At 70.1% G+C, this 11,404-nt stretch carries 12 protein-coding genes and 1 rRNA gene; 5 read left to right on the top strand and 8 right to left on the bottom strand.

Annotated features, from left to right (window positions below):
• Together ACIBNA_RS13240 and ACIBNA_RS13235 are read right to left on the bottom strand one after the other, a co-directional pair.
• A 16S ribosomal RNA gene (locus tag ACIBNA_RS13240) occupies window positions 1–226 on the bottom strand; the annotation flags it as partial.
• A 525-nt stretch (window positions 227–751) separates the two neighbouring features.
• Window positions 752–1,402 (bottom strand): DNA-3-methyladenine glycosylase, encoded by a 651-nt coding sequence (locus tag ACIBNA_RS13235; protein WP_399165303.1) that lies wholly within the window; start codon window positions 1,400–1,402, stop codon window positions 752–754.
• 145 nt (window positions 1,403–1,547) lie between these two features.
• Between ACIBNA_RS13235 and ACIBNA_RS13230 the strand changes: the two genes are divergently transcribed.
• The 3 genes from ACIBNA_RS13230 (at window position 1,548) to ACIBNA_RS13220 (ending at window position 3,641) form a co-directional block, all read left to right on the top strand.
• Window positions 1,548–2,330, top strand: coding sequence for a sporulation protein (locus tag ACIBNA_RS13230; RefSeq protein ID WP_274815303.1), 783 nt, complete (start codon window positions 1,548–1,550; stop codon window positions 2,328–2,330).
• 52 nt (window positions 2,331–2,382) lie between these two features.
• Window positions 2,383–2,922, top strand: a complete 540-nt coding sequence (locus ACIBNA_RS13225; RefSeq protein WP_399165302.1) for a YbhB/YbcL family Raf kinase inhibitor-like protein — start codon at window positions 2,383–2,385, stop codon at window positions 2,920–2,922.
• A 212-nt stretch (window positions 2,923–3,134) separates the two neighbouring features.
• Window positions 3,135–3,641, top strand: coding sequence for an HNH endonuclease (locus ACIBNA_RS13220; RefSeq protein ID WP_010037688.1), 507 nt, complete (start codon window positions 3,135–3,137; stop codon window positions 3,639–3,641).
• 63 nt (window positions 3,642–3,704) lie between these two features.
• Here the strand turns inward: ACIBNA_RS13220 and ACIBNA_RS13215 are convergent, their stop codons facing one another.
• The 3 genes from ACIBNA_RS13215 to ACIBNA_RS13205 all read right to left on the bottom strand — a co-directional run bounded on the left by ACIBNA_RS13215 (window position 3,705) and on the right by ACIBNA_RS13205 (window position 6,117).
• Window positions 3,705–4,661: an SPFH domain-containing protein gene (locus ACIBNA_RS13215; protein ID WP_399165301.1), complete on the bottom strand. Its 957-nt coding sequence runs from the start codon at window positions 4,659–4,661 to the stop codon at window positions 3,705–3,707.
• A 131-nt stretch (window positions 4,662–4,792) separates the two neighbouring features.
• A complete protein-coding gene (locus ACIBNA_RS13210) occupies window positions 4,793–5,224 on the bottom strand; it encodes an NfeD family protein (RefSeq protein WP_399165300.1) in 432 nt (143 codons plus the stop codon).
• A gap of 95 nt (window positions 5,225–5,319) precedes the next feature.
• Window positions 5,320–6,117 carry an ABC transporter ATP-binding protein gene (locus tag ACIBNA_RS13205; protein ID WP_359190863.1) on the bottom strand — a complete coding sequence of 266 codons (798 nt, stop codon included), beginning with the start codon at window positions 6,115–6,117 and terminating at the stop codon, window positions 5,320–5,322.
• Between the two features lie 161 nt (window positions 6,118–6,278).
• Here ACIBNA_RS13205 and ACIBNA_RS13200 point away from each other — a divergent pair, with 161 nt between their 5' ends.
• Window positions 6,279–7,064 carry a hypothetical protein gene (locus tag ACIBNA_RS13200; RefSeq protein WP_399165299.1) on the top strand — a complete coding sequence of 262 codons (786 nt, stop codon included), beginning with the start codon at window positions 6,279–6,281 and terminating at the stop codon, window positions 7,062–7,064.
• Window positions 7,065–7,236: 172 nt separating this feature from the next.
• On the opposite strand, the gene ACIBNA_RS13195 is transcribed toward ACIBNA_RS13200, so the two are convergent.
• From ACIBNA_RS13195 to ACIBNA_RS13185, 3 genes are all read right to left on the bottom strand, one after another.
• Window positions 7,237–7,479 (bottom strand): chaplin, encoded by a 243-nt coding sequence (locus ACIBNA_RS13195; protein WP_399165298.1) that lies wholly within the window; start codon window positions 7,477–7,479, stop codon window positions 7,237–7,239.
• 156 nt (window positions 7,480–7,635) lie between these two features.
• A complete protein-coding gene (locus tag ACIBNA_RS13190; protein ID WP_274815310.1) occupies window positions 7,636–8,277 on the bottom strand; it encodes a response regulator transcription factor in 642 nt (213 codons plus the stop codon).
• Entirely contained in the window at window positions 8,270–9,439 is a 1,170-nt protein-coding gene (locus ACIBNA_RS13185) for a GAF domain-containing sensor histidine kinase (protein WP_399165297.1), read from the bottom strand. Before ACIBNA_RS13185 ends, ACIBNA_RS13190 begins: the two co-directional genes overlap by 8 nt.
• Before the next feature lie 233 nt (window positions 9,440–9,672).
• On the opposite strand from ACIBNA_RS13185, the gene ACIBNA_RS13180 reads away from it, so the two are divergent.
• Entirely contained in the window at window positions 9,673–11,400 is a 1,728-nt protein-coding gene (locus ACIBNA_RS13180; protein WP_399165296.1) for an SDR family NAD(P)-dependent oxidoreductase, read from the top strand.
• The last annotated feature ends 4 nt before the right edge of the window (window positions 11,401–11,404 follow it).

The following is an 11,404-nucleotide window of genomic DNA, read 5'->3' as shown; positions in this document are numbered from 1 at the left end:
GCTCATCCTGCACCGCCGGAGCTTTCGAACACCTTGGATGCCCAAGATGATCAGTATCCGGTATTAGACCCCGTTTCCAGGGCTTGTCCCAGAGTGCAGGGCAGATTGCCCACGTGTTACTCACCCGTTCGCCACTAATCCCCACCGAAGTGGTTCATCGTTCGACTTGCATGTGTTAAGCACGCCGCCAGCGTTCGTCCTGAGCCAGGATCAAACTCTCCGTGAATGTGTACCGGTAATCCGGTGCAACACCACGAGAGCGGTGCGAGAGGAGGAATAATCCTCTCGCACACAGCGTCCTCGCTGTGTTTTTTCAAAGGAACCTCGTCCCAGCTGATGCTGGAGACGGGGTATCAACATATCTGGCGTTGACTTTTGGCACGCTGTTGAGTTCTCAAGGAACGGTCGCTTCCTTTGTACTCACCCTCTCGGGCTTTCCTCCGGGCGCTTCCCTTCGGTCTTGCGTTTCCGACTCTATCAGATCTTTTTCTCGATCCGATTCTCTGTCGGCGGGATTTGCCGGGCGGCCTCGGCTTTCGCTCGTCGGCCTTTCGACATTCACTACGTTAGCCGATTCACCGTCCAACTCATAATCGAGTCGGTCGGCGCCGAAATTCAGGCATGCGGGCACGCCGAATTCGCCCCTGCTTGAGGGATTAGCTAGGTAGTGGGTTGGCCGCTTCCGGCTGCTGGCGAATGCCGTACCCGGGTCAAGCGGCTCGGGCTACATTACGCATCTTGCGGGGACGCGTCAACTTCGGCGGCGCCTCGGGACATGGGCCCGATAGGGGCTCACCGTCGGGTCGTTGGCGATCCAGAAGCGCCAGGGGTGGATGTCGCCGTTGCCCCCGTCGCCCGCGACTCCGGTGCGTGGACCATTGCGTACCTGGTCACGGGGTACGGGCGTGCCCGCAAGGACCTTCAAGGGTGTGGCGTCGGCGGTGCAGGCGTCCGTGCCCTCCAGGGAGCGGTCCACGCCCAGAGCCGTGGCCAGGCGGGCTGGGCCTTTGGCCAGTTCCTTGTCGTTGCGGGCCGAGAGTCGACGGGTGCGGGCCAGCTCGGCGCCCTCGATGATCTCGCCGGCGCGGAGCAGGACCGCGCTCGCCTTGCCCTCGGGGCCGCACACCAGGTTCATGCAGAACCACATGCCGTACGTGAAGTAGACGTAGACGTGCCCGGGGGGACCGAACATCACGTCGTTGCGGGCCGTGCGGCCGCGATAGGCGTGGGAGCCGGGGTCGTCGGCACCGTCGTAGGCCTCGACCTCCGTCAGGCGGAGGGCGATCGGACCGTCCGGGGTGGTGCGTACCAGGATGCGGCCGAGGAGGTCGGGGGCGACATCGAGGACGGGCCGGTCGAAGAACTCCCTGGGCAGGGGCGTACGGTCGGGGGTCGCGATCATGCCCTCCGAGGGTACTGGAGACGGGTGGTGCGGCGGGGTGGCCTCAGGGCACCGGCCTTGCCAGGGTGAGGGCGTGGAACCGGCCACGGCCGGATCGCGTTTGTACGGATCAAGGATCCACCCGTAGTGGGCGAGAGGGAGAGACATGGCGTTCAAGAAGCTGCTCGCGAGCCTGGGGGCCGGCGGGGCTTCCGTCGAGACGGTGCTGCACGAGGTCAACGTCGTGCCGGGCGGTGTCGTCCAGGGTGAGGTGCGGATTCAGGGCGGGTCCGTGAACCAGCAGATCGAGGGGCTCTCGGTCGGGCTCCAGGCCAAGGTCGAGGTGGAGAGCGGCGACCAGGAGTACAAGCAGGACATCGAATTCACCAAGTCCCGGCTGGGCGGGGCGTTCGAGCTTCAGGCGAACGCGGTGCACGCGGTGCAGTTCGGGCTGGAGATCCCGTGGGAGACGCCGATCACGACGATCGACGGGCAGGAGCTGCGCTCGATGCACATCGGGGTCTCCACGGAGCTGGAGATCGCGCGGGCGGTGGACTCCGGTGACCTGGATCCGATCAACGTGCACCCGCTGCCGGCGCAGAAGGCGATCCTGGACGCGTTCATCCAGCTGGGCTTCCGGTTCAAGAACGCTGACATGGAGCGCGGTGTCATCCGGGGTACGCGGCAGAAGCTGCCGTTCTACCAGGAGATCGAGTTCTACCCGCCGCAGCAGTACCGGGGGCTGAACCAGGTCGAGCTGAGCTTCGTGGCCGACGAGCACGCCATGGACGTGGTGCTCGAGATGGACAAGAAGCCGGGTCTGTTCAGCGAGGGCAGCGACACCTTCCGCTCGTTCCAGGTGGGGCTCAACGACTACCAGGGGACCGACTGGACGGCGTACATCAACCAGTGGCTCTCCGAGGTCGGCAGCAAGCGCAACTGGTTCTAGGAGAGGGCCTAGGCTCGGGATCAACTGCAAGAACCGATCAGGAGGTACCGAGGTGACCGAGCTCAAGCGGCGGCCGCTCCCCCACGACTTCCATCCGCCCGTGCCGTCGTTCACGGTGACGAGCGAGGACGTCCAGGAGGGGGCGACGCTCGAGGACGCTCAGGTCCACGCGGCCGGCAACACCTCGCCGCAGCTGCGGTGGGAGGGCTTCCCGCCCGAGACCAAGAGCTTCGCCGTGACCTGCTACGACCCCGATGCCCCGACGGGCAGCGGGTTCTGGCACTGGGTGCTGTTCGACATCCCGGCGTCGGTGACCGAGCTGCCGGCGGGCGCGGGCAGCGGCAAGTTCGAGGGTCTGCCCGAGGGTGCGGTCCACGCTCGTAACGACTACGGCGGCAAGGAGTTCGGCGGGGCCGCGCCGCCGCCCGGGGACGGGCCGCACCGGTACGTGTTCACGGTGTACGCCGTGGACCAGGAGAAGCTCGGTCCGGACGCGGAGGCTTCGCCGGCCGTGGTGGGCTTCAACCTGCGGTTCCACACGATCGGGCGGGCCCAGCTGATCGGTGAGTACGAGGTGCCCGCCGAAAGCTGAGTGAGCCGCCCGGCGATCCCAGCGTTCACGGAACGTTTGCCCGCTCCTGGTCTTGGAATTGATCAGGAGCGGGCATTTTTGTTGCCGGGGGTCGCGGGGGTCACCCCCCCCGTGGGAGCAGCAGATATTGCGTTGTCCATCTCGGCGTGCCCGGCCAGAGTTGATCCCAGCCCGCCAGGGGGTGGGCCGGTGCACACGGGAGGTGGGCTGGTATGCGGGACACGCTGGTACTCAACGCGAGCTTCGAGCCGCTGTCGACGGTGACGCTGAACCGAGCCGTCGTTCTGGTGCTTCAGGACAAGGCCGTCGTCGAGCAGGCCCACCCCGAACTGCGGATGCGGGGAGCCGCGGTCGACATACCGGCGCCCCGTGTGATCAGGCTCTGCCAGTACGTACGGGTGCCCTTCCGAAGACGAGCGCCGTGGTCGAGGCGGGGTGTGCTGGTCCGGGACCGGCACCGGTGCGCGTACTGCGGGAGGCGGGCGACGACCGTCGACCACGTGGTGCCGCGGTCGCAGGGGGGTCAGGACACGTGGTTGAACACGGTGGCATCCTGTGCGCAGGACAATCACCGTAAGGCGAACCGGACTCCGGAGGAGGCGGGGATGCCACTGCTGCGGCAGCCGTTCGAGCCGACTCCGGCGGACGCGATGCTGCTGGCGCTGGGGCAGGACGACTTCGACGCGCTGCCGGAGTGGCTGGCCCAGCCTGCGGCCTAGCCTGGCTGTCGCATGAAGGGGGCCCGCTTCCTTGGGAAGCGGGCCCCCTTCATGCCTATCGGGTCAGTCGATGGACGGCTTCTCGCGGCGTTCCTGGACCGGGACTCCTCCGGACGCGCCTGAGTTGCCGCCGGAACCGCCGCCCATGCCGCCGAAGTTGCCCATGGCGCCCGACAGGCCCTTGAGGGCGTCGCCGATCTCGCTGGGCACGATCCAGAGCTTGTTGGCGTCGCCTTCGGCGATCTTGGGGAGCATCTGGAGGTACTGGTAGGAGAGGAGCTTCTGGTCCGGGTCGCCGGCGTGGATGGCCTCGAAGACCGTACGGACGGCCTGGGCCTCGCCCTCGGCGCGCAGTGCGGCCGCCTTGGCCTCACCTTCGGCGCGCAGGATCTGGGACTGCTTCTCACCTTCGGCGCGCAGGATCTCGGACTGCCGGACACCTTCGGCCTGGAGGATGGCGGCGCGCTTGTCGCGGTCGGCGCGCATCTGCTTCTCCATCGAGTCCTGGATGGAGGTGGGCGGCTCGATCGCCTTGAGTTCGACGCGGTTGACGCGGATGCCCCACTTGCCGGTGGCCTCGTCGAGGACGCCGCGCAGGGCCGCGTTGATCTCCTCGCGGGAGGTCAGAGTCCGCTCCAGGTCCATGCCACCGATGATGTTGCGCAGCGTGGTGACCGTGAGCTGCTCGATCGCCTGGATGTAGCTGGCGACTTCGTACGTCGCGGCGCGGGCGTCGGTCACCTGGTAGTAGATGACCGTGTCGATGTTGACCACCAGGTTGTCCTGGGTGATCACCGGCTGCGGCGGGAAGGGCACGACCTGTTCGCGCAGGTCGATGCGGTTGCGGATGGTGTCGATGAACGGGACGACGATGTTGAGGCCGGCGTTCAGCGTCCGCGTGTAGCGGCCGAAGCGCTCGACGATGGCCGCGCTGGCCTGTGGGATGACTTGGATCGTCTTGATCAGGGCGATGAAGACCAACACCACCAGAATGATCAGGACGATGATGACCGGTTCCATCGTCGTTCCCCGTACCCTTCTCCGCCTCGGCGACCTCGGCAGATCTTATGGTTGTCGAAGATCTTGCTGGTCGAGTCTGTCAGACCGTCGCGTAACTGGCGAGGAGTTCACTCCAGTTACGTCCTGCGAGGTCACATGACGATCGCAGTGGCTCCCTCGATGTCCACGACGTCCACTTCCTGGCCCACTTCGTAAGCGCGGTCGGTGTCGAGGGCGCGGGCCGACCAGACCTCTCCGGCCAGCTTGATGCGGCCGCCGGAGGCGTCGACACGTTCCAGGACGACGGCTTGTCTGCCCTTCAACGCGTCGACACCGGTGGCGAGTTGCGGTCGCTGGGCGCGATGTCGGTTCGCGATGGGCCGTACGACGGCGATGCCCGCGCTCGAGATGACGGCGAAGACGACGACCTGGGCGACGGCTCCGCCGCCGAAGACGCCGCTGACCACCGCGGCTCCGATGGCGCCCACCGCGAGCATGCCGAGTTCGGGCATCGCGGTGACCACGAGCGCGATGCCGAGCGCTGTCGCGCCGATCAGCCACCACAGCCATGCGTCGATTTCCACATGGTCATGGTAGGTCCGACGGCCCTGTCGCCGACAGGGCGCCCAGCGTGTGAAATGCCGTTCTTACTTTGGGATTTGTGGGGCGAGGGGCCGGGTCAGGACAGCGGGAGGCCCTGTGCCGTCCAGCGCTCGCCCGCCTGTTCGACGACGAGTGGGAGGCCGAAGCAGAGGGAGAGGTTGCGGGAGGTGAGTTCGAGCTCCAGCGGGCCGGCGGCGAGGACCTTGCCCTGGCGGATCATGAGGACGTGTGTGAAGCCCGGGGGGATCTCCTCGACGTGGTGGGTGACCATGAGCATCGAGGGGGCGATCGGGTCACGGGCGAGCCGGCCGAGGCGGCGGACGAGGTCCTCGCGGCCGCCGAGGTCGAGGCCGGCGGCGGGCTCGTCGAGGAGCAGCAGCTCGGGGTCGGTCATCAGGGCGCGGGCGATGAGGGTGCGCTTGCGCTCGCCCTCGGAGAGCGTGCCGAACTTGCGCTCCAGGTACTCGCTCATGCCGAGGCGGTCGAGGAAGGCGCGGGCGCGCTGTTCGTCGATCTCCTCGTAGTCCTCGTGCCAGGTGGCGGTCATGCCGTAGGCGGCGGTCAGCACCGTCTCCAGGACCGTCTGGCGCTTGGGGAGCTTGTCGGCCATGGCGATGCCGGCCATGCCGATGCGCGGGCGCAGCTCGAAGACGTCGGTGCCGGGCTTGCCGAGGGTCTCGCCGAGGATGGCGGCGGTGCCCGAACTGGGGAAGAGGTAGGTGGAAGCGAGGTTGAGGAGGGTGGTCTTGCCGGCGCCGTTCGGGCCCAGGATGACCCAGCGCTCGCCCTCCTTGACCGACCAGGAGACCTGGTCCACCAGAGCCCGGCCCTCGCGGACCACGGATACGTCCTGAAGCTCCAGAACATCGCTCATGAGCGCGTTGTCTCCCCTTGCAGTGTGGCCGGTCTCGGCTGTCGCGTACGCCTGTGGCTCGGTCCGCCGCGCCGGTGGGCGCAGCCCTCCATGAAATCTACGCCACCGGTCGGCCCGGACATTCCCTCGGTCCGGTCCTTGGAGGGTCCTAGGGTGGGGACATGCTCACGGAACCACGCGCTGGACGTCTCGCTGCATGGGGAAATGCCCTTTTGGCCGGACTTGTCTCACCGGATGACGCCGTACTCGCCATCGTCGGCGAGGACGCGGTGCATCGGGTGGAGGGGCTGCCGGGTGAGTCGGGCCAGGTCGGGCTGACGCTCGCACTGGGGCGGCTGCGGACGCTCGGGGTGACCGGGCTGCGGGTGGCGCTGCCCGCGCCGGGGCATCCGCTGGGGCTGAGCGGGCCGCCGGAGTTCAACGCGCGGGCGCTGGAGGCCGAGGAGGCGGTGGTCTGTTACGGGGCCGCCTTCGGGTTGGTGCCGGACGTGTACGAGGCCGGGCCCGAGGGTGTGCACGACGAGGTGGTGTGGCATGTGCTGCCCGTGCGGGAGGCGCCGCCGGCGGATGTGCCGTCACTGGGTGAGGCGGAGCGGGAACTGGCCGAGGCGCTCAGGGACGCGACCGAGGTGCTGACGCGGCTGGATGTGGCCGGGGCGGGGCCGGTGGCGGAGGCTGCGGTCGACGCGTACCGGGCGCGGGCCGAGCGGGGGCGGAAGGTGTTGGCGCCCGGGTATCCGCCGCGGGCCGTGCGGGTGCTGGAGTTGGCGCAGCGGGTGGGGACGCTCATCGCCGTGGCGACGGAGAGTGGGCACGGCGGTGCGGTGAGTTCGTCCGAGATCTCTGCGCGACGGGAGGCGTTGCGGCCGGTGGAGCGGACGGCTCGGCGGGCGCAGGTCGCGGCGTACAACTCCGTTGTGGAGGAGCGGGAGCGGGGGGTGCGGTGACAGTCCGTCGCGCTGATGCCCTGCGTTGGGGCTGAGGGCGGGGCGTTGCGCAGTCCGGCGGAACGGGGTGCCCGCAGGCTGAGCGGCAAGCGAGCGCATATACGACTGACCGGCCTCCCAGGAAGACCTGGGAGGCCGGGGTTACCTCCGGCTCGGAGACGGAGGTGGGGTGTCAGTGGTTGACGGCGTGGTTGTCGAAGGCGGGGTTCATGACGCCCACGACGTTCACGCTGTTGCCGGACACGTTGACCGGGACGTGCACCGGGGCCTGGACGACGTTGCCCGAGCCGACGCCCGGGGAGCCCACGGCCTGGCCGTCGGCGTGCGCGCTGGTGGCGGAGGCGATGCCCGCGCCCGCGGCCAGCAGGCCACCCGTCACCATCGTCACGGCAGCGGCCTTCTTCAGGTACTTCACTTCTGAGCCCTCCTTGCGATTGCCGCGGCAGGCGCCGCAGCACGCACTGGAGAACGGCGGAGATCCACTGAGGATGCGCCATATGGGGGACATTCCCACGACAGTATGAATCTCAGCTCGGAACGGAACCTTCCGTGTTGCCGCGGGCTGAGCCTGTCAGCCGGTCACGCCATGGCGAACGGCCCACAGGGCGGCCTGCGTTCGGTCGGACAGGTCGAGTTTCATCAGGATGTTCGAGACGTGGGTCTTGACGGTCTTCTCGGAGAGGACGAGGGCGCGGGCGATCTCCCGGTTGGAGCGGCCGTCCGCTATCAGGCCGAGCACCTCGCGCTCCCGCTCCGTGAGCGAACCGGCCCGACCGGGGCCCGAGTTGGCCTCCTCCTGGGACAGCAGGGCGTCGGCCACCTCCGGCTGGAGGAGGATGTGCCCGGCGTGGACGGAGCGGATGGCTCCGGCGAGGGCGTCGGGGTCGACGTCCTTGTAGACATAGCCGGCGGCGCCCGCGCGCAGGGCCGGAACCACCGTGCGCTGCTCGGTGAAGCTGGTGACGATCAGCACGCGTGCCGGGTTGTCCAGTTCGCGGAGTCTGCGCAGGGCGTCGACGCCGTCCATGCCCGGCATCTTGACGTCCATGAGGATGACGTCGGGCCGCAGCTCCTCCGCGCGGTCGACTCCCTCGGCGCCGTCCGCCGCCTCGCCCACGACCTCGATGTCGTCCTGTACCTCGAGGAAGGTGCGCAGGCCCCGGCGGACGACCTGGTGGTCGTCGACGAGCAGCACCTTGATTGCGTCAGCCACCGGGGACCTCCATCTCGATCGTGGTGCCCTTGCCGGGCGCCGATTCCACGGTCAGCGTGCCGCCGGCCCCGCTCGCCCGGTCCCGCATCGAGACCAGGCCCAGATGGCGCCCCGCGTGGCGGACGGCTCTCGGGTCGAAGCCGCTGCCGTCGTCCGTGACCCTCAGGACGGCTCCGCTGCCGCGGCGGCCCAGGGTCACGTCCACGTGGTCGGCGCCGGAGTGGCGCAGGGCGTTGTGCAGGGCCTCCTGGGCGACGCGCAGGACGGCCTCCTCCTGGGAGGCGGGCAGGGCCTTCACACCGCGGCCGGCGAAGGTGACGCGGGCGGAGTGGGCACGGTCGAGGACCTGGACCTGCGTCCGGAGGGTGGCCACGAGGCCGTCCTCGTCGAGAGCTGCGGGGCGCAACTCGACGACGGCGGCGCGCAGTTCGTCGGCGGCCTCGGCGGCGAGGGCCGCCACCTGCTGGAGTTCGCCCTTGGCGCGGGAGGGGTCCCGGTCCACCAGGCGGGCCGCGGCCTGGGCGGTCAGGCGGAGGGAGAAGAGCTTCTGGCTGACCGCGTCGTGCAGTTCGTGGGCGAGGCGGGAGCGCTCCTCGGCGATGGTGAGTTCGCGGCTGCGCTCGTACAGGCGGGCGTTGGTGAGGGCGATCGCCGCGTGCTGGGCGAGGATGCCGAGCAGTTCCTCGTCGTCCGCCGTGAAGCCGCAACCGCCTTCGGGTTTCGGGCACGGGGGGTGTTCCCCCACAGGACGCAGCTTGTTCGCCAGGAACAGGGCGCCGATGACCTCGTCGCCGTCGCGGATGGGCAGGCCCAGGAAGTCGACCAGGTCGGGGTGGGCGCTCGGCCAGCCCTCGAAGCGGGGGTCCTTGCGGACGTCGGCGAGGCGCTCGGTCCTGGCCTCGTGCAGCATCGAGGCGAGGATGCCGTGCTGACGCGGGAGCGGGCCGATGGCCTTCCACTGCTCCTCGCTGACGCCGTCGACGACGAACTGGGCGAAGCCGCCGTGGTCGTCGGGGACGCCGAGCGCGGCGTACTGCGCGTCGAGCAGCTCGCGGGCCGAGGCGACGATCGTCTTGAGGACGTCGCGCACCTCGAGATGCCTGCTCATGGCCAGCAACGCGGAGCTCACCGCGGCGAGGCCGGACCGTGGACCGTGGCTCATGTCCTCACGGTACCGGCGGGCTGTGACAGCGCGGCTCGGACCGGTGGCGGTGGACGCCCGGTCCGGTGGACCTAGGTCGCGGGGCGGATGGGATCGGCCGGCGGGGCGTAGGACCCGGGGGGCCGGGCCGGTGCGTAAGGCGAAGGGCCCCGGTGATCTGCGGCCCGCGCCCGAGGCGATCGGGGTGGTCCCGTTCCTACGTTGAGTGCACGATCACGACGAGGGAGCGGATCATGCCTGTTGCGATCATCACGGGGGCCTCGAAGGGCCTGGGCCGGGCGCTCGCGCGGGCCCTGGCCGGGCGGGGCTGGGACCTGGTGCTCGACGCCAGGGGCGCCGAGGCCCTGACGGAAGCGGCAGAGGCCGTCTCCGCGCACGGCACGCGCGTGACCGCCCTGCCCGGGGACGTCACGGACGCCGCGCACCGTGCGGCACTGGTGTCGGCGGCTTGGCGGCTCGGCGGCGTCGACCTGCTGGTGCACAACGCGAGCGCGCTGGGCGCCGAGCCGCTGGTGCGGCTGGAGGAGCTGCCCCTGGAGGGGCTGCGGCGGGTGCTGGAGGTGAACCTGGTGGCGGGGCTGGGCCTGGTCCAGGAGGCGCTGCCGCTGCTACGGGCCTCGCGGGCGGGCAGCGTCGTGGCGGTCAGTTCGGACGCGGCCGCCGAGGCGTACGAGACCTGGGGCGGCTACGGGGCGTCCAAGGCGGCGCTTGACCATCTGGTGGCGGTGCTCGCCGTGGAGGAGCCGGGGCTGCGGGTCTGGGCGGTGGATCCCGGGGACATGGCCACGGACCTGTACGCGGCGGCCGTACCGGACGATCCCGATCCGCGGCCGGAGCCGGCGACTGTGGTGCCGGGGTTCCTGCGGCTGCTGGACGAGCGGCCGGTACAGGGCTCGGGCTCTGGGGGACGGGGTCCGATGACGCCGGCCGTGCGGGTACCGGCGGAGTTGTCGGCCCGGGTGCCGGTCGAGCAGCGCGGGCCCGGGCTGGACCGGGACGCCGTGCGGATGCTGGTGTCCCGGGGTGTCGAGGTGGCGCATCACACGTTCACGGAGCTGCCGCGGCTGCTGCGGGCCGGGGACCTGCTCGTGGTCAACACCTCGGCCACGCCGGCGGCGGCCGTGGACGGGTGGATCGGGCACGCGCGCGTGGTGGTGCATCTCTCCACGCGCGGCGACGACGGCCGCTGGGCGGTGGCGCTGCGGGAGCCGGACGGACGGGGCACCACGCGCGCGCGTGCGGGAGGGCCCGTGGGTACGGAGGTGTGCCTGCCCGGGGGTGTACGGCTGGTTCTGGAGCAGCCGCTGAGTGGGCGGAGCGAGCGGCTGTGGTGGGCCCGGGTGGCCGGGCCGGGGGTGCTGGGGCTGTTGCGGGAGCACGGGCGGCCCATTCGCTACGCCTACACGGAGCGGGACCAGCCGCTGTCCGTCTACCAGACGGTGTTCGCGGTGCCGTCTCCGGACGGGGCGGGCAGTGCGGAGATGCCGAGTGCGGCGCGGCCCTTCACGGCGCGGCTGGTGACGGAGCTGGTGCGCCGCGGGGTGCAGTTCGCGCCGGTCACGCTGCACACGGGCGTGGCGTCGGCGGAGGCACATGAGCCGCCGTGTCCGGAGCGCTTCGTGGTGCCCGAGGCGTCGGCGCGGCTGATCAACGCCGCGAAGGCCGGTGGAGGCCGGGTCGTGGCGGTCGGGACGACGGCGGTGCGGGCCGTGGAGTCGGCGGTGGGCGCCGACGGGGTCGTACACGGGCGTGCGGGGTGGACGGATCTCGTCGTCACACCGGAGCGCGGGGTGCGGGTGGTGGACGGGCTGCTGACCGGGCTGCACGAGCCGGAGGCCTCGCATCTGCTGATGCTGGAGGCGGTCGCGGGGCGGCAGGCGATCGAGCGTGGCTACGGGGCTGCGCTCAAGGGCCGCTACCTGTGGCACGAGTTCGGGGACGTGCACCTCGTCCTGCCGTGAAAGG

This window comes from Streptomyces sp. NPDC050164 (genome assembly GCF_044459945.1).
GTDB classification, from domain to species: Bacteria; Actinomycetota; Actinomycetes; order Streptomycetales; family Streptomycetaceae; genus Streptomyces; species Streptomyces coeruleorubidus_A.
Note: the sequence above shows the minus strand (reverse complement) of the source record. Positions and strands in the feature narration are given on the sequence as shown.